Source organism: Stenotrophomonas sp. TWI809 (assembly GCF_039673205.1).
In the GTDB taxonomy this organism is placed as follows: domain Bacteria; phylum Pseudomonadota; class Gammaproteobacteria; order Xanthomonadales; family Xanthomonadaceae; genus Stenotrophomonas.
This window is the reverse complement of sequence record NZ_JBDJLE010000001.1, coordinates 348,571-366,873: the sequence shown is the minus strand read 5'-3', so window position 1 is coordinate 366,873 and position 18,303 is coordinate 348,571. Positions and strand designations below refer to the sequence as shown.

Sequence of the window (18,303 nt, the reverse complement as noted above, 5' to 3'; positions counted from 1 at the left end):
TGATGCCGTGAACGAGGTCGTACAGCCAACCGCCATCCCATCCGTGCTCGTCTCGAGCCCGGCTGTGGCCAAGCAGAACCTGCTCGACCTCGATCGCGAGGGTCTGGAGCGCTTCTTCGCCGAGACACTCGGCGAAGCGCGCTACCGTGCCCACCAGGTGATGAAGTGGATCCACCATCACTACGTCACCGATTTCGATGACATGACCGACCTCGGCAAGGCGTTGCGCGCCAAGCTCAAGCAGCATGCCGAGGTGCTGGTTCCGAACATCGTGTTCGACAAGCCCTCCGCCGATGGCACCCACAAGTGGCTGCTGGCCATGGGCACCGACGGCAAGAACGCGATTGAAGCGGTCTACATCCCGGACAAGAACCGCGGCACGCTGTGCGTATCGTCGCAGGTCGGCTGCGCGCTGAACTGCACCTTCTGTTCGACCGCCACCCAGGGCTTCAACCGCAACCTGTCCACCGCCGAGATCATCGGCCAGGTGTGGGTCGCGGCGCGCCATCTGGGCAACATCCCGCACAAGCAGCGTCGTCTCACCAATGTGGTGATGATGGGCATGGGCGAGCCGTTGATGAATTTCGACAACGTCGTGCGCGCCATGAGCGTGATGCGCGACGATCTGGGCTATGGCCTGGCCAACAAGCGCGTGACGCTGTCCACCTCCGGCCTGGTGCCGCAGATCGACCGCCTCTCCACCGAGAGTGACGTGTCGCTGGCGGTGTCGCTGCATGCGCCCAACGATGCACTGCGCGAGACCCTGGTCCCGCTCAACAAGAAGTACCCGATCGTCGAGCTGATGGCCTCGTGCGCACGTTACCTGCGCGCCAACAAGCGCCGCGAATCGGTCACCTTCGAATACACCCTGATGAAGGGCATCAATGACCAGCCCGAGCACGCCCGCCAGCTGGCGCGGCTGATGCGCCAGTTCGACAACGCCGTACAGGCCTCGAACTCGGGCAAGGTCAACCTGATTCCGTTCAATCCATTCCCGGGCACGCGCTATGAGCGCTCCGGCGAAACCGACATCCGCGCCTTCCAGAAGATCCTGCTCGATGCGAAGGTGCTGACGATGGTGCGACGCACCCGTGGCGACGACATCGATGCCGCCTGCGGCCAGCTCAAGGGCCAGGTCATGGATCGCACGCGCCGCCAGGCCGAGTTCAATAAAACGCTGCAGGACGGGAAAGGCCGGGATGCGGCTGCCTGATTGCCGATTGCCAGCCGTTGTTTTCCTCGCGCTGGCAGTGGTCGGCTGTGGCAAGCAAGGCATCAAACCGCCGTCCGGGCCCCTTGAGGTCGCGCCGACCTATGAGGCCCGGGACAACCCTGAGATCCGCAAGCGCGTGAACTACCAGGACCAGATGGTCCTGGCTGGCGAATCGCTGCGCGCAGGTGCCCCGGATGCCGCCGAGAAGCGGGTGCGGGCGGCCATGAAGATCGATGCGCGGCGTCCCGAGGCCTACATGCTGCTGGCGGCCATCGCCGCCCAGCGCGGCAACGAGGCCGAGGCCGGCCAGCTGTACGCCAAGGCCGCCGAGCTGGGCCCGGAGCGCGGCGACGTCCTCAACAATTATGGCGCGTGGCTATGTGCTCATGGCCGGCCGGCCGAGTCGCTGGTCTGGTTCGACCGGGCGCTTCAGGCGCCGGGCTACACCACGCCGGCGTCCGCCCTGGCCAATGCCGGTGGCTGTGCGCTGGACGCAGGCCAGCCCGAACGGGCGGTGCCGGACCTGCGACGGGCGCTTGAGATAGATCCCGTCAATGCCTATGCGCTGGAGTCGATGGCCCGCAACGAGTACGCCCAAGGGCGCTATTTCGAGGCCCGGGCCTTTTCGCAACGGCGTTTGACGGCTGCACCGGCCACACGTTCCGTGTTACAACTTGCCTCTCAAATCGAGGCGCGGCTTGGCGACAGCGTGGCATCCGGTCGCTATCTGCAGCGAATTCATGACGAATTTCCGCAGGATGCGGCACCTAATCCCCGGGGTTGAAGCATTGTGATTGATGACCAGACTGTGAACGCTTTTGATACTGCGGCCGGTTGCGGAGCTCGTCTTCGCCAGGCCCGGGAAGCGGCCGGACTGACCCTGGAGGCGGTGGGGCAGCAGCTGCATATGCCGGTTCAGGTACTCAAGTCCCTCGAAGAAGAACAGTGGCAGCGTCTCGGCGCGCCGGTCTTCGTCCGCGGCCAGCTGCGCAGTTATGCCCGCCTGCTCAAGGTGGACATCGGCGAGATCCTCGAGCAGGCGCATATCGGGCCGATCGTGCCGCCGCAGCTGGTCAGCCACACCCATACCCCGCGGGCCCGGCGCATTGCCGAGAGCCTGGGGCGTCGTGTCCTGTATGTCGGCATCACCGCCGTTCTGGCCGTGCCGGTCTGGTTCGCCACCCGCGGCCATTTCGATGGCACGGCGACCACCCCGAACACCGCCTCGCTGGATGTGATCCCGGCGGCGGTACCGGTGGCCGGTGGCGACACCCCGGACCCGGCCGCACCGGTGGCGGTCGAAGCGGCCAAGCCTTCGGCACCGGCGGCGCCGTATCTGGCATCGCTGACCCCGGTTCCGCGTCCGGCCGCTGCGCCGGCATCGCAGGCCGGCGCCCTGAGCCTGCAGTTCAAAGGCGACAGCTGGGTGGATATTTCCGGGCCCGACGGCACCACCGTCGAAAAGGCCCTGATCAAGTCGGGCGAGACCCGCAGCTTCCCGCCAGGCCAGGTGGCCCGCATGGTGCTGGGCAATGCATCGGCGGTCGAGGTTCAGCAGGCCGGCACTATCGTCGACCTTTCGCCGTACCAGCGAGCCAACGTGGCACGCTTTACGGTATCCTCTGACGGCTCCGTGGTCCCAGTTTCGCACTGAACCGCGTTTCCCCAATCCAATTCAAATAGCTCCTCCTCATGGGCGGGGCGAGAGTACGCATGGCGATCGACGACCTGCTCGACGAGCACGAACAAAGTGAACGCGTCCGCGGCTGGCTGCGGAAGAACGGTGTCAGCATCCTCGCTGGCGTAGCCATCGCGATTGGTGGCATCTGGGGCTGGAAAGAGTGGCAGACCCGGCACAGCAACAGCCTGGCCGGCGCCAACGTCCAATACCAGATCGTCCTCAAGAGCCTGGAAGAAAAGGATCTGGAGCAGGCCGCCAAGGGTGTGAAGGACCTGGAAAGCGGCAAGGCCAACATCTATGCCGATCTGGCCGCACTGCAGCTGGCCAAGGCCCAGGTCGATGCCGGCAAGAACGAAGACGCGCTGGCGACCCTGCGCGCGATCAAGGCCGACCCCGAATTCAAGCCGGTGATCGAGCAGCGCGTTGCGCGCCTGCTGGTGGCCACCGGCAAGACCGAGGATGCGATCAAGCAGCTCGGCACCGCAACCGACAGCGCCAGCCTGGAAATCCATGGCGACGCACTGATGGCGCAGGGCAAGCGTGATGCCGCCCGCGAGCAGTATGAGAAGGCGCTCAAGACGCTGGACGTGGCAGCGCCCCAGCGGCGCCTGCTGGAAACCAAGTTGACGGATGCCGGTGGCACCGTCACCGATCCTGCGGAGTCGGTGTAATGAATCAGATGGTCATGATCAAGCGCGTTGCCACGGTCGCCCTGTTGGGCATGGCCCTGACCGGCTGCAGCACGATGAAGGGCTGGTTCGCCGGCAAAGATGCGGCGGCCAAGAAGGCGCTGGAGCCGGCCGAGCTGGTCAAGTTCGATGCCACCGCCAAGGTCGACAAGATCTGGACGGCCAACGTCGGCAAGGGTGAGAAGCGCATCGGCGTCCGTCAGGGCCCGGTGGTCGCCGATGGTCGCGTGTACGCGGCCGCCATCTACGGTGGCGTACATGCCATCGACCTGCAGACCGGCAAGAAGATCTGGACCTATGAACCGGCCAAGGTGAAGAGGCAGCCCAAGCTGCGTCTGTCCGGTGGCCCGGGCGTGGGTGACGGCCTGGTCGTCATCGGCACCCTGGATGGCGAAGTCATCGCGTTGAACGCGGCCGACGGCACTGAGAAGTGGCGTGCCAAGGTGCCGGGTGAAGTGATCTCCGCGCCGGCCGTGGGCCAGGGCATGGTGTTCGTGCGCAGCAACGACGGCCGCGTGACCGGCCTGGATGCCGAAAATGGCACCCAGCGCTGGTTCAACCCGCGCGAGCTGCCGGCACTGACCGTGCGTGGCAACGCGCCGGTCGTCGCCGGCCCGGGCGTGCTGTTCATCGGTAACGACGACGGTTCCATCGCCGCGCTGGCCATGCAGGACGGCCGCACGCTGTGGGACCAGATGGTCGGCACCGGCGAAGGCCGTACCGAGCTGGAGCGCATGGCCGATATCGATGGCGCCCCGGTGCTGGAAGGCAATACGCTGTTCGTCAGCAGTTTCAAGAACCAGACCATGGCGATCGAAGGCCCGACCGGCCGTCCGCTGTGGGCACGTGATCATGGTGGCGCCGGTGGCGTGGCCCTGACCTCGAGCAATGTGTTCGTCACCGACAACAAGGGCGGCGTGTTCGGCCTGGACAAGGCCAGCGGTTCGGCCATGTGGTCGCAGACGGGCCTGGCCCGTCGTTCGCTGACCGGTCCGGTCATCCACGGCGATTACGTTGTGGTCGGTGATTACAAGGGGTATCTGCACTGGTTGCGGACCGATAACGGTGAGTTCGCGGCGCGCGCCAAGAGTGGCGGCGACGCCCTCCTGGCACAGCCGGTAGCTGCCGATGGGATTCTGCTGGTGCAGAACGTTGATGGAAAGCTGACCGCGTTCCGGTTGGCACAATAAGGAGTTACCGCGATGCTGCCCTTGGTCGCCCTGGTTGGACGGCCGAATGTCGGCAAGTCCACGCTGTTCAATGCGTTTACCCGTACGCGCGACGCGCTGGTCCATGACCAGCCCGGCGTGACCCGGGACCGTAATTACGGTGTTTGTCGTCTTGATGAAGACCACCCGTTCCTGGTGGTCGATACCGGCGGTATCGCCGGTGAAGAAGAAGGTCTGGCCGGCGCTACTGCCCGCCAGGCCCGCGCCGCCGCCGCCGAGGCGGACCTGATCCTGTTCGTGGTCGATGCCCGTGAGGGCCCGATGGACGACGAGATCCTGTCCTGGCTGCGCAAACTGGCCCGTCCGACCCTGCTGCTGATCAACAAGATCGACGGCATGAACGAAGACACCGTGCGTTCGGAGTTTGCCCGTTACGGCTTCAGCGAAATGCTGACCGTCTCGGCCGCGCACCGTCAGGGCCTGGATGATCTGCTGGACGAGGTCGTGGAACGGTTGCCGGAAGAGGGCACCACCGAGACCCTGGACACCGATCCGAACCGCATTCGCATCGCCTTCGTCGGCCGCCCCAACGTGGGCAAGTCGACGCTGGTCAATCGTCTGCTCGGCGAAGAGCGCATGATCGCCTCCGAAGTGCCCGGTACCACCCGTGATTCGATCGCGGTGGACATGGAGCGTGACGGGCGCGAGTACCGCCTGATCGATACCGCGGGCCTGCGTCGCAAGGCGCGCGTCGAGGAAGTGGTCGAGAAGTTCAGCGTCATCAAGACCCTGCAGGCCATCGAGCAGTGCCAGGTCGCGGTGCTGATGCTCGATGCCTCTGAAGGTGTCACCGATCAGGACGCCAGCGTGCTGGGTGCGGTGCTCGATGCCGGCCGTGCGTTGGTGGTGGCGATCAACAAGTGGGATGGCCTGACCGATTACCAGCGCGAGCAGGCTGAAGCACTGGTGTCGCGCAAGCTCGGCTTCGTGCCGTGGGCCGAAGTGGTGCGCATCTCGGCCAAGCACGGCTCGGGCCTGCGTGAGCTGTTCCGCTGCATCCACGCCGCGCATGCCTCGGCGACGCATGAGTTCAGCACCAGCGAAGTCAACAAGGCGCTGGAAACGGCCTACGAGACCAACCCGCCGCCGGCGATCCGTGGTCACGTGTCCAAGCTGCGCTACGTGCATCCGGGCGGTTCCAACCCGCCGACCTTCATCGTCCACGGCACCCGTCTGAAAGACCTGCCGGAGTCGTACAAGCGCTATCTGGAGAACTTCTTCCGCAAGCGCTTCAAGCTGGTCGGCACGCCCGTGCAGTTCATCTTCCGCGAGGGTGTGAACCCGTACGAGGGCAAGAAGAACGTGCTCACCGAACGTCAGCTCAAGCGCAAACGCCGCTTGATCAAGCACGTCAAGGGCAAGTGATGCAGAAAGAGCCGGCGCAAGCCGGCTCTTTTCATTGGGGCTGCCGGCCAGTGGCCGCACGCAGCGGTAGTGCCGGCCGCTGGCCGGCAACCCGGACGAACCGGCGGCCGGCGCGCCCGTGCGCGATAATCCCCGCATGAGCACTATCCCCGAACTCACCCCTGCGCAGGCCCGCGAACGCCTCGCCCAGGGCGCGCTGCTGGTCGACGTCCGAGAGGCGCACGAGCGTGCCACCGGCATGGCCGAAGGCGCCCTCGGCATCGCCACGGGCGATCTCCAGGCCGAACCCGGCACGCACCTGCCGGCCATCGACCGCGAGGTCGTCCTGATCTGCCAGAGCGGCAAGCGCTCGATGGAGGCCGCGAACGTCCTGGCCGGTCTCGGCTATACGCATGTCGCCTCCGTCCACGGCGGCACGTCCGCGTGGCGCGCTGACGGGCTGCCGTTGGTGCAGCCGATGCAGAGCGACGCCGAGCGCGATTTCAACGAACGGTACTCGCGTCATCTGCTGTTGCCGCAGGTGGGTGTCCAGGGCCAGAAGACGCTGCTCGCCTCGCGCGTGCTGGTGCTCGGCGCCGGCGGTCTGGGCGCACCGGCCAGCTTCTACCTGGCCGCGGCCGGGGTAGGGCACCTGCGCATCGCCGACGACGACGTGGTGGATCGCAGCAACCTGCATCGGCAGATCATCCATACCGATGCCAGCGTCGGCGAGCCCAAGGTGCGCTCCGCCCGCGCGCGCCTGCTCGCGCTCAATCCTTCGCTGGATGTGGAGGCCGTGCAGGCGCGGGTCACCTCGGACAACGTCGATGCGCTGCTCGAGGGGGTCGACGTGGTGCTGGATGGCTCGGACAACTTCCCGCTGCGTTATCTGCTCAACGATGCCTGCCTCCAGCACGGCATCCCGCTGGTGTATGGCGCGGTGGAGCGCTTTTCCGGCCAGGTCAGTGTGTTCGATGCCGGTCGCCAGCGTGGCACTGCGCCGTGCTACCGCTGCCTGTTCCCGGAGCCGCCGCCGCCCGAGTTCGCGCCCAACTGCTCGGAGGCCGGTGTCCTGGGCGTGCTGCCGGGCATGGTCGGTCTGCTGCAGGCCACCGAAGTGCTCAAGCTGCTGCTCGGCATCGGCGAGCCACTGATCGGACGCCTGCTGACCTTCGATGCGCTGGGCATGCGCTTCCGCGAGACGCGGCTCAGGCCGGACCCGGCCTGTCCGCTCTGCGCGCCCGGGCAAGCATTCCCTGGGTACATCGATTACGCCGCGTTCTGCAGCGACTGAGAGGCAGGGTGTAGATCCACGCCATGCGTGGCTGCTCGATCTGTCCGTGAGGCGCGTAGATCCACGCCATGCGTGGATGCGGTTCGCCGGGACGCTATGCGTGGATGCCGTCGTTGGCGAGGGGCCGCCGGGTGAGCGCAGCCACGCGTGGCGTGGCTCTACCGGTGGGTTCGGTGGCGATTTCGGGACGATGCGGCATCCAGATTCAATATCGTTCTGAATTCAGCACGATAAAACGCATCATCCGCGCTATTGCCCTCCACCGCTTTGCCCTATCGTTGACCCATCTTGTGTAGTCCGGGGAAACAACCGCATGGCGGTGGAAGCAGGTGCCAGTGAACTGGTGAAAGTCGTCGCTCTGCTGGGCGCGGCAGTGGTCATGGTGCCGCTGTTCCGCCGGCTCGGGTTGGGCTCGGTGCTGGGCTATTTCGCCGCGGGCCTGGCCATCGGCCCGTTCGGGTTCGGCTGGTTCTCCGATCCGCAGGCCATCCTGCATACCGCCGAGCTCGGCGTGGTGATGTTCCTGTTCGTGATCGGCCTGGAGATGCGGCCCTCGCACCTGTGGAGTCTGCGCAACGAGATCTTCGGCCTGGGCACGCTGCAGATCGTGGTCTGCGGCGCGGTGCTGACCGGCGTGTGCATGCTGCTCGGCTTCCCCTTGCCGGTGGCCTTCATCGGCGCCGCCGGGTTCGTGTTGACCTCCACCGCGGTGGTGATGCAACTGCTCGCCGAACGCGGCGACATCGCGCTGCCGACCGGCCAGAAGATCGTCTCGATCCTGCTGTTCGAAGATCTGCTGATCGTGCCGCTGCTGGCGGTGGTCGCGTTCATGGCGCCGGTGCACAGTGATGCGGGCGAGAGCTCGCGCTGGGTCACCGTGGGTATCGCTGCCGGTGCGATCGTCGGCCTGGTGCTGGTCGGCCGCTTCCTGCTCAATCCGTTGTTCCGCATCCTCGCCGCCGCCAAGGCGCGCGAGGTGATGACGGCCGCTGCCCTGCTGGTCGTGCTCGGCGCCGCGCTGCTGATGCAGCTGGGTGGGTTGTCGATGGCGATGGGCGCGTTCCTCGCGGGCGTGCTGCTCAGCGAATCCACCTTCCGCCACCAGATCGAAGCGGACATCGAGCCGTTCCGCGGCATCCTGCTCGGCTTGTTCTTCCTCAGCGTCGGCATGGCGTTGGACCTCACCGTCGTGGTCAACAACTGGCCGCTGATCGTCTCCGGCGTGTTCGCGCTGATGCTGGCCAAGGCGGTCTGCATCTACGTGGTCGCGCGCATCCTGGGCAGTGATCATCGGCAGGCGCTGGACCGTGGCGTGGTGATGGCGCAGGGCGGCGAGTTCGCCTTCGTGCTGTTCTCCGCCGCGGCGGTGGCCGGTGTGATCGACGTACAGGTCAATGCCAATCTGACCGCGATCGTGGTGCTTTCGATGGCGCTGACGCCGCTGTTCGTGCTGCTGCACGACAAGCTGATGCCGGACCGGGAAGTCTCGCTCGATGGCGTCGAAGAAGCCGACGGCTTGTCCGGCAGCGTGCTGCTGATCGGCTTTGGTCGCTTCGGCCAGGTGGCGAGTCAGTCGCTGCTGGCGCGCGATGTGGATGTGACCATCATCGACAACGACGTGGACATGATCCACAACGCCGAGCGCTTCGGGTTCAAGATCTACTACGGCGACGGTACCCGGCTGGATGTACTGCATGCGTCCGGCGCGGGGTCGGCGCGTGCGATCGCGGTGTGCGTCAACAGCGACCAGGATGCCGATCGCATCGTCGAGCTGGTCACCCACGAGTTCCCCCAGGCCAAGCTGCTGGTGCGCTCGTTCGATCGCGAGCATTCGCTGCGCCTGATCCATGCCGGCGTGGACTTCCAGATCCGCGAGACCTTCGAGTCGGCGCTGCAGTTCGGCCAGGCCGCGTTGATGGAGCTGGGTGCCGATCCGGACGATGCGCGTGAGATCGCCGAGCAGATCCGCGAGCGTGATGCGGAACGCTTCGAGCTGGAGATGGCGGGCGGAGACCTGCGCGCCGGGGCGCACATGGTGTTCGGCACGGCGCTGCCCGGCGTGCCCACGCCGACCCCGTTCACCGCGCCCAAGCGCAAAGCGCGCACGCTCAACGCGGACGAGGTGCCGGAAGAGGAATGAGGCTCCGGTAGTGCCGGCCGCTGGCCGGCACCCAGATGGGCCCATCCCACGCGCCGGCCAGCGGCCGGCACTACCGGTGGGCGGGGCGGGCCGAATCAGGGACAATAGCCGACCGTCGCCCCCACGCCTGCCGCCCTCGATGAGCTCACCGACTTCCGACACCGCTTCTTCCGCCCGCATTCTCGACGGCCGCCGCATCGCCGAAGACCTGCTGGACAGCCTCAAGGTCCGGGTGGACGCCCGCCTGGCTGCCGGTGGCAGCCGTCCGGGCCTGGCCGTGGTGCTGGTCGGTGGCGATCCGGCGTCGACCGTGTACGTGCGCAACAAGCGCCGCGCGGCCGAGAAAGTGGGCATCGAAGCCTTTGATTACGATCTGCCGGCCGGCACCACCGAGGCCGAGCTGCTGACGTTGATCGACCAGCTCAACGCCGATCCGAAGATCCACGGCATCCTGGTCCAGCTGCCGCTGCCGGGCATCCCGGACGCCAATCGCCTGATCCACCGCATCGACCCGCGCAAGGACGTGGACGGCTTCCACCCGGAAAACGTCGGCCATCTGGCCCTGCGCGAGTTCGGCCTGCGCCCGTGCACGCCGCGCGGCATCGTGACCCTGCTGGGCCATACCGACCAGCCGGTGCGCGGTCGCAACGCCACCATCGTCGGCGTCAGCAACCACGTCGGCCGCCCGATGGGCCTGGAGCTGCTGATCGCCGGCTGCACCGTGACCAGCTGCCACAAGTTCACCCCCAAGGACGTGCTGGAGCAGTCGGTGCGCAACGCCGACATCCTGGTGGTCGCCGTGGGCCGCCCGGGCATCGTCCCGGGCGAGTGGGTCAAGCCGGGCGCCGTGGTGATCGACGTGGGCATCAACCGCCTGGAGGATGGCCGCCTGGTCGGCGACGTGGGCTTCGAGGCCGCCGCCCAGCGCGCCAGCTGGATCACCCCGGTCCCGGGCGGGGTAGGGCCGATGACCGTGGCCACGTTGATGCAGAACACGATCGAGGCCGCCGAGGCGTTCTGACCGCCCTGTGCGGCCCCACGGTCGGCACCTCCCGCGGCCGCGCCTCCGGGCCGACCGACACCTGCCGCCCCTGGTAGAGCCGACCGTTGGTCGGCTGCTCTTGGCGCGGTGGCAGGGCGATCCAGGCGCAGCCGACCAACGGTCGGCTCTACGGGCTCAGACGGCGCCGACAGGCTCTACCCGATCCAGGCGTAGCCGACCAACGGTCGGCTCTACCGGGTTCGTCGGCGCGACACAGCGTCGCACCTGCCCCCTGCCAAAGACGCCCGAATCAGGGTAAAATGTCGCGCTTCCCCACATCTCGGGTATGCCGATGCTGCGCATCCAGGCTGAAGCTCTCACCTACGACGACGTCTCCCTCGTCCCCGCTCATTCCATCATCCTGCCCAAGGATGTCAGTCTGGAAACGCGCCTGACGCGCGACCTGCGGCTGAAGCTTCCGATCCTCTCGGCTGCCATGGATACCGTCACCGAAGCCCGCCTGGCCATCGCCATGGCCCAGCTCGGCGGCATGGGCATCATCCACAAGAATCTGAGCGTCGAGCAGCAGGCTGCCGAAGTCGCCAAGGTCAAGAAGTTCGAGGCCGGCGTCATCCGCGACCCGATCACCGTCGGCCCGGAGACCACCATCCGCGACGTGCTGGCCCTGACCCAGGCGCGCAACATCTCCGGTGTGCCGGTAGTGGACGGCGGCGGCCAGCTGGTCGGCATCGTCACCCACCGTGACATGCGCTTCGAGACCGAGCTGGACGATCCGGTCCGCCACATCATGACCAAGAAGGATCGGCTGATCACGGTCAAGGAAGGCGCGGCCTCGGATGAAGTGCTGCAGCTGCTGCACCGCAACCGCATCGAGAAGATCCTGGTCGTCAACGATGAGTTCGCCCTGCGCGGCCTGATCACCGTCAAGGACATCCAGAAGAACACCGATTACCCGAACGCGGCCAAGGACACCGCCACCCGCCTGCTGGTCGGCGCGGCCGTCGGCGTCGGTGGCGATACCGACCGCCGGGTCGAGGCGCTGGTCGCCGCCGGGGTGGACGTGCTGGTGGTGGACACCGCGCACGGCCACTCGCAGGGCGTGCTGGACCGCGTCAGCTGGGTCAAGAAGCACTTCCCGCAGGTGCAGGTTGTCGGTGGCAACATCTGCACCGGTGAAGCCGCACTGGCGCTGCTGGACAGCGGCGCGGACGCAGTCAAGGTCGGCATCGGCCCGGGCTCGATCTGCACCACGCGCGTCGTCGCCGGCGTTGGCGTGCCGCAGATCACCGCGATCGACCTGGTCGCCGAGGCGCTGCAGGATCGCATCCCGCTGATCGCCGACGGTGGCATCCGCTACTCCGGTGACATCGGCAAGGCGCTCGCCGCCGGTGCCTCCACCATCATGATCGGTGGCCTGCTGGCCGGTACCGAGGAATCGCCCGGCGAGACCGAGCTGTTCCAGGGCCGCTCCTACAAGAGCTACCGCGGCATGGGCTCGCTGGCCGCGATGGAGAAGGGCTCCAAGGACCGCTACTTCCAGGACGCCTCCAGCGCCGACAAGTTGGTGCCCGAAGGCATCGAAGGCCGCGTGCCGTATCGCGGCCCGGTCGGCGGCATCATCCACCAGCTGATGGGCGGCCTGCGCGCCACCATGGGTTACGTGGGCTGCGGCACCGTCGAAGACATGCGCAGCAAGCCGAAGTTCGTCAAGATCAGCGGCGCCGGCCAACGTGAGAGCCACGTCCACGACGTGCAGATCACCAAAGAGCCGCCGAACTACCGCGCCTGACGCGGCATGAGCAAAGAGGAACGAGGAAGCTGATTCCCGTTCCTCTTTCTCTATCGGCCGCCGGTAACGACGCTGTGTTTCCCGTATTTACTCCTGCATTGCCCGGGCACCATGACCAACATCCATAACGACAAGATCCTCATCCTCGATTTCGGCGCCCAGTACACCCAGCTGATCGCGCGCCGCATCCGCGAACTCGGCGTGTATTGCGAGATCTGGGCATGGGACCACAACCCGGCCGATATCGCCGCGTTCGGCGCCAAGGGCATCATCCTGTCCGGTGGCCCGGAATCGACCACGCTGCCGGGCGCGCCCGCCGCGCCGCAGGAAGTGTTCGACAGCGGCCTGCCGATCTTCGGCATCTGCTACGGCATGCAGACCCTGGCCGCCCAGCTCGGTGGTGCCACCGAAGCGGCCGACCAGCGTGAGTTCGGCCATGCCGAAGTCAACGTCGTCGCCCCGGATGCGCTGTTCAAGGGCCTGAGCGACCACGGTGGCGAGCCGAAGTTGAACGTCTGGATGAGCCACGGCGACCACGTCTCCGTCGCGCCCCCGGGCTTCACCGTCACCGCCGTGACCGATCGCATCCCGGTGGCCGCGATGGCCAACGAAGAGAAGCGCTGGTACGGCGTGCAGTTCCACCCGGAAGTGACCCACACCCTGCAGGGCCAGGCGCTGCTGCGCCGCTTCGTGGTGGATGTGTGCGGCTGCGAGACCCTGTGGACCGCCGCCAACATCATCGACGACCAGATCGCCCGCGTGCGCGAGCAGGTCGGCGATGACGAAGTGATCCTGGGCTTGTCCGGCGGCGTCGATTCGTCCGTCGTGGCTGCGCTGCTGCACAAGGCGATCGGTGACAAGCTGACCTGCGTGTTCGTCGATACCGGCCTGCTGCGCTGGCAGGAAGGCGACCAGGTGATGGCGATGTTCGCCGAGCACATGGGCGTCAAGGTGATCCGCGTAAATGCAGCGGACCGCTACTTCAGCAAGCTCGAAGGCGTCAGCGATCCGGAAGCCAAGCGCAAGATCATCGGCAACCTGTTCGTGGACATCTTCGATGAAGAATCCACCAAGCTGAAGAATGCCAAGTGGCTGGCGCAGGGCACCATCTACCCCGACGTGATCGAGTCGGCCGGCAGCAAGACCGGCAAGGCCCACGTGATCAAGAGCCACCACAACGTCGGCGGCCTGCCGGAGCACATGAAGCTGGGCCTGGTCGAGCCGCTGCGTGAGCTGTTCAAGGACGAAGTGCGTCGCCTCGGCGTCGAGCTCGGCCTGCCGCGCAGCATGGTCTACCGCCATCCGTTCCCGGGTCCGGGCCTGGGCGTGCGCATCCTCGGCGAAGTGAAGCGTGAGTACGCCGAACTGCTGGCCAAGGCCGATGCGATCTTCATCGACGAACTGCGCAAGGCCGATCTGTACGACAAGACCAGCCAAGCGTTTGCGGTGTTCCTGCCGGTGAAGTCGGTGGGCGTGGTCGGTGATGCGCGTGCGTATGAGTGGGTGATCGCGCTGCGCGCGGTGGAAACCATCGATTTCATGACGGCGCATTGGGCGCACCTGCCGTATGACTTCCTGGGCACGGTGAGCAACCGGATCATCAATGAGCTGCGGGGAGTGTCGCGGGTGGTTTATGACATCTCGGGGAAGCCGCCGGCGACGATCGAGTGGGAGTGAGTCTGCGTCCAGCCCTGGCTGGTATCTAGACACACGGACGTACACGGAAGCCCGCAGAAATGCGGGCTTTTTTGTTCTCTTCGGGTGTACGGGGTCAGAGGTGGTCGCGCATCAGCGCGATCACATCGCCAGCGGCACGTCGCACCGGCTTCCTGCGCAGCCACACCAGGTGCACCGGCATCGTCACGCCGTTCTCCAGGTTGTCGAACGCCAGCACTTTCACGCGTCCAGCAGAAACGGCGACCTCAACGACATCCGCCGGCAGGTTGGCCCAGCCAGCACCGCGTTCCACCAGCCCCAGCGCAGCCTCCACAGAGTCCACATGCCAGCGGGCGTCGGACACCAGCAGCCGACGATCTGCGACGTCGTCGTCAGGCCCAGCCACCACGATCTGGCGGCTGCCGCTGAGATCCTCCAGACGCCGAAGGTCCGCCGGGAGACCGGGCGTGTCCGCCGTGGCCGAAGCGACGGCGATGAAAAGAACGTTGGTGACATAGGTGAAGGCCTCTTCCCGATCCACCTCCGTGGAGACGGGCAGCAGGACCAGATCGGCCCGCTCCTGGTGCAGCATCTCGCGAACCTGGTCCTGGGGCAGTCGAAGCAGGTTCACCCGCAGCAGAGGGTACCGACAGCCCACCCGGGCGAGCGCCTCCAGCAACGTCTGGTCCGGAACGCCGGCGGCGACAGCGACGGTCAGAGTGCTCTCCAGATTCTGCGAAAGCTCCACGGCATGGATCTGCAACAGCCGCAACCTGCTGGCGACGGAGCGCGCGTGGGGCAGCAGGGCCAGTGCTTGTGCGGTCGGTAACGCCTCGCGGCGCGAGCGATCAAACAGTGGATAACCCAATCCGGCCTCGATGTTTGCGATGCCCATGCTCACTGCGGAGGGCACCCGACGCAGCGCGCGGGCCGCGCCGGAGAAGGAGCCGTGGTCGACCACAGCGAGGAAGAGATCGATGTCATCGCTGGAGAGGGACATATATCTTTCAATAATTCTGAAAGGAGATGACTTTTTCAGTCAGTGATTCTGAATATAGCATCCACACCCTTCGCCAGTGACCAAGCAGGAGGATGTGATGCAGGGCGTAAAACGCAAGGTGATCTACGTCGGGGGCTATGAGCTTCTGGGACTCGCGGTGGGAACGATGGTCATGACGGTGCTGACCGGCAAGTCACCGGCCACGACCGGACTGCTGGCGCTGATGATCACGGGGATAGCCACGGTATGGAACGTGAGCTTCAACTACCTGTTCGAGGCATGGGAGCGGCGCCAGCGCGACCGCACCCGCACGGTACGCCGACGTGTGCTGCATGCCGTGGCGTTCCAGCTGACCTTGGTGTGCTTTCTGGTCCCGCTCATCGCATGGTGGCTGGGCATCACGTTGACGCAGGCGTTCGTACTGGACCTTGTGTTCATCGTCTACATCCCTTTTTATACGTTCGCCTACAACTGGGCGTTCGACCGGTGCTTCGGCGTTCCCAGTTCCGCAGTGAATCACGAGGGGAACCCGCATCTTGGCTGATCAGAAAATTGTTTGACAGATCGGAAATTGCTTTGTAATCCTGTGAAGGTCCCCTTGCTGGATTGCCCCTGTGCTCCTTATCCCGCGCCTCTGCAGCCTGGCGAATGACCTAGACCACAGGGTGCGCGCATGAGCGCGCTCCGGTCATCCCGCGGCGTCGCACGCTACACGCTGCCACTGCTGCTCCTCAGCATCGTCATCGCCGCCTGGTCCGCCTGGAGCGCGCAGAAAACCCCGCCGCCAAAGCCAGCCACCATCGCCACCACCGAGTTCTCGGCCGCACGCGCGATGCAGCACCTGAGCTGGATCGCGGCCGAGCCCCATCCCACCGGCTCAGCGGCTGCGGCAAGGGTTCGCGACCAATTGGTGAACCACCTGCAGCAGGCCGGACTCCAGGTATCCGTGCAGCGTGGCCAGGCGGCTGCCGAGTACGGCAAGGGCGACGGTCGCGGTGTGCGGGCGGCCAATGTCGAGAACGTGGTTGCGGTGCTGCCGGGCCGCGATCGCAGCCTGCCGGCGGTGCTGCTGATGGCGCACTACGATACCGTTCCCCATTCGCCCGGCGCAGCCGACGATGGCCTCGGCGTGGCGGTGATGCTGGAGATCTCGCGTGCGCTGCAGAACGATCTGCGGCAGCGTGACGTGGTCTTCCTGTTCACCGATGCGGAGGAGGCCGGCCTGCTTGGCGCGCGTGCGTTTTTCGCCTCGCATCCGCTGTCGTCGCGTATCGGCACGGTCGTCAATCTGGAAGCCCGCGGCAGCAGCGGCCGTGCGGTGCTGTTTGAAACCGGGCCGGGCAACGCGGCGCTGCTGGGCATGTTCGCCAAACTCGCGCCGCAGCCGCTGGGCAATTCGCTGACCGGTTTCGTCTACCGCTACATGCCCAACGGCACCGACTTCACCGTGCCGGCGCAGAAGGGCATTCCGGGGCTCAATTTCGCGATCATCGGCAGCCAGATCGACTACCACGCCGCCACCGCGAGCGTGGCCAATCTCGACCCGGGCAGCGTGCAGCACATGGGCGCGCAGGTGCTGCCGCTGGTGCGCCGGCTGGCGACCTCGGCGACACTGCCGACCTCCACCCAGGATGCGATCTACAGCGATCTTCCTGGCGGCTGGATGATCAGCGTGCCGGTGTGGTCAGGCTGGTGCGTGCTGGCGGTCGGGCTGCTGGTCATTGTCGTCGTCGCACGGCGTGCCACGTTCAACCTGGGCGGATGGCGCGGCGTGGTCAGTGGTGTGGCCTGGTGGCCGCTGGCACTGCTGTCGGTCGCGCTGGCGGTGCGTGTGTCTTACCGGTTGCTGGGCGGTGGCGATGCCACGCTGGTGATCAATCGCGACCTGCTGGCGGCATTCTCGACGCTGGCGGCGGGCGAGGGGCTGTTGTCCATCGGGGTGGTGGTGGGGTTGGGTGCGTTGCTGGCCTGCAAGGCTGCGCGCAAACCGGCTGCCGCACTGGCGCTGCTGGCCGGTGCGTGCGCCTCACTGCGGGGTGGGTTCGATGTGATCGGGCTGGTGCTGGGCGTGCTGGTTGCGCTGCTGGCCTGGACAAGCGCGGGAACCGCTGCACGCGGTGAAAGCGTGCGGCTGGGCGCCTTGCTGGTGGCCTGGATCATCGGTGCGGCCGTGCAGGTGCTGGCGCCGGAGCTGGCGCCGTTGCTGCTGTGGCCGCTGCTGGCGGTGGCCGCGGTGGTCTGGCTGCTGCCGGCACACGCGCCGCTGACCGCATTGCGTGTCCTTGTCGCGGCAGTGATCACCGCGTTTGCTCTGGCGCACGTCTTCCACTTTGCCCTGCAGCTGTTCGAGGCGATCGGCTTCGGCACGCCGGAGGTGCTGGCGTTGCCGTTCGCGTGGCTGGCCGTATTGCTGCTGCCGTGGGTACGTATAGCCGAGGGTGGACGCGGGTTCGCGATCGCTGCGCTCGTGACGTTGCTGGCGGCTGCGGGTGTACTGGCCGCCGCGTCATTCACCGAGGCGGACCGCACGCGCTACCCCGAGCTGTCCCAGGTGCTGTTCGTTGCGGACCCAGACAACCAGCACTACCACCGCGTCAGTTCACTGCCGCAGCTGTCTGACTGGAGCCGGCGTGCGTTGGGCGGCGCGCAGGCTGAACCTGCCCGCCTGCCGATTCCTGCGATGGATCTGACATCTGTCTGGGCAACGACGGCGGACGCCATTGCGGTGCCAGGGCCGGTGCGTTTCGAGCGCTCCTACGATGCCGATACGGGCCAGGCGATATTGCGCGTGCTGGCACCAGCAGGCACGCGCGAACTCCGTGTACGGCTCAAGAGCGGGGCAATCGTGCGCAATGTGCAGCTGCAGGGCGAGGGCGCGCCCCTGCTGGACGAGGCAGGCCGCTGGTCACGACTGCGTTGGCAGGCGCCGGGCCCGGACGGGATCGAGCTGCGCTGGCCGGCAGACAGTGGCCCGGTCGAGGTGCAGGCCGCAGCCGGGATCGATGGCTGGCCCAGGGATGCGGCGCCATTGCCTGCGCGGTCTGCGCACATCGTGCCGTGGTCGACCTCGGACATGACCTGGATTCTGGGCGCGACGCGCGTGAGCCACGAGGGCGGAGCGCAGTAGGGCGGAGAGCATTGGGATCGGCGGCACTACGCAGGATGGGATGGACAGCCGGTGGCCCATCCGCCACAGCCAACAGCCACGGCCGCTCGTTGGGGCGTACCGGAAGCAACACAAAGAAACGGCCCGCAGTGCGGGCCG

The 18,303-nt window shown here is 66.5% G+C and carries 14 protein-coding genes; 13 read left to right on the top strand and 1 reads right to left on the bottom strand.

Annotated features, from left to right (window positions below; all coding sequences use genetic code 11):
* The first annotated feature begins 7 nt into the window (after positions 1-7).
* From rlmN to guaA, 11 genes are all read left to right on the top strand, one after another.
* Positions 8-1,213 carry a 23S rRNA (adenine(2503)-C(2))-methyltransferase RlmN gene (gene rlmN / locus ABE472_RS01635; RefSeq protein ID WP_346465208.1) on the top strand — a complete coding sequence of 402 codons (1,206 nt, stop codon included), beginning with the start codon at positions 8-10 and terminating at the stop codon, positions 1,211-1,213.
* Complete coding sequence (gene pilW, locus ABE472_RS01630; protein WP_313212319.1) at positions 1,200-1,997, top strand: type IV pilus biogenesis/stability protein PilW; 798 nt, start codon at positions 1,200-1,202, stop codon at positions 1,995-1,997. The genes rlmN and pilW overlap by 14 nt, the downstream gene beginning before the upstream one ends.
* A gap of 6 nt (positions 1,998-2,003) precedes the next feature.
* Positions 2,004-2,867, top strand: a complete 864-nt coding sequence (locus tag ABE472_RS01625; RefSeq protein WP_346465206.1) for a RodZ domain-containing protein — start codon at positions 2,004-2,006, stop codon at positions 2,865-2,867.
* Positions 2,868-2,926: 59 nt separating this feature from the next.
* Positions 2,927-3,565 (top strand): tetratricopeptide repeat protein, encoded by a 639-nt coding sequence (locus ABE472_RS01620; protein WP_019183086.1) that lies wholly within the window; start codon positions 2,927-2,929, stop codon positions 3,563-3,565.
* Positions 3,565-4,773, top strand: coding sequence for an outer membrane protein assembly factor BamB (bamB, locus tag ABE472_RS01615; RefSeq protein WP_346465204.1), 1,209 nt, complete (start codon positions 3,565-3,567; stop codon positions 4,771-4,773). The genes ABE472_RS01620 and bamB overlap by 1 nt, the downstream gene beginning before the upstream one ends.
* 12 nt (positions 4,774-4,785) lie before the next feature.
* Complete coding sequence (gene der, locus ABE472_RS01610; protein ID WP_259261070.1) at positions 4,786-6,177, top strand: ribosome biogenesis GTPase Der; 1,392 nt, start codon at positions 4,786-4,788, stop codon at positions 6,175-6,177.
* Positions 6,178-6,313: 136 nt separating this feature from the next.
* Entirely contained in the window at positions 6,314-7,450 is a 1,137-nt protein-coding gene (gene moeB / locus ABE472_RS01605; RefSeq protein WP_346465202.1) for a molybdopterin-synthase adenylyltransferase MoeB, read from the top strand.
* A gap of 313 nt (positions 7,451-7,763) precedes the next feature.
* The gene (locus tag ABE472_RS01600) at positions 7,764-9,590 is read left to right on the top strand and encodes a monovalent cation:proton antiporter-2 (CPA2) family protein (protein WP_346465200.1); all 1,827 of its coding nucleotides are present in this window, start codon (positions 7,764-7,766) and stop codon (positions 9,588-9,590) included.
* 139 nt (positions 9,591-9,729) lie between these two features.
* Complete coding sequence (folD, locus tag ABE472_RS01595) at positions 9,730-10,611, top strand: bifunctional methylenetetrahydrofolate dehydrogenase/methenyltetrahydrofolate cyclohydrolase FolD (protein WP_346463082.1); 882 nt, start codon at positions 9,730-9,732, stop codon at positions 10,609-10,611.
* 313 nt (positions 10,612-10,924) lie between these two features.
* Entirely contained in the window at positions 10,925-12,382 is a 1,458-nt protein-coding gene (gene guaB, locus ABE472_RS01590; protein ID WP_123729717.1) for an IMP dehydrogenase, read from the top strand.
* Between the two features lie 111 nt (positions 12,383-12,493).
* Entirely contained in the window at positions 12,494-14,059 is a 1,566-nt protein-coding gene (gene guaA, locus ABE472_RS01585; RefSeq protein WP_313218074.1) for a glutamine-hydrolyzing GMP synthase, read from the top strand.
* A gap of 94 nt (positions 14,060-14,153) precedes the next feature.
* Here guaA and ABE472_RS01580 read toward each other — a convergent pair whose 3' ends face one another.
* Entirely contained in the window at positions 14,154-15,038 is an 885-nt protein-coding gene (locus ABE472_RS01580) for a LysR family transcriptional regulator (RefSeq protein ID WP_346465198.1), read from the bottom strand.
* Between the two features lie 97 nt (positions 15,039-15,135).
* On the opposite strand from ABE472_RS01580, the gene ABE472_RS01575 reads away from it, so the two are divergent.
* Together ABE472_RS01575 and ABE472_RS01570 are read left to right on the top strand one after the other, a co-directional pair.
* Positions 15,136-15,582, top strand: a complete 447-nt coding sequence (locus ABE472_RS01575) for a PACE efflux transporter (RefSeq protein ID WP_346463086.1) — start codon at positions 15,136-15,138, stop codon at positions 15,580-15,582.
* A gap of 129 nt (positions 15,583-15,711) precedes the next feature.
* The gene (locus tag ABE472_RS01570) at positions 15,712-18,165 is read left to right on the top strand and encodes a M20/M25/M40 family metallo-hydrolase (RefSeq protein WP_346465196.1); all 2,454 of its coding nucleotides are present in this window, start codon (positions 15,712-15,714) and stop codon (positions 18,163-18,165) included.
* The last annotated feature ends 138 nt before the right edge of the window (positions 18,166-18,303 follow it).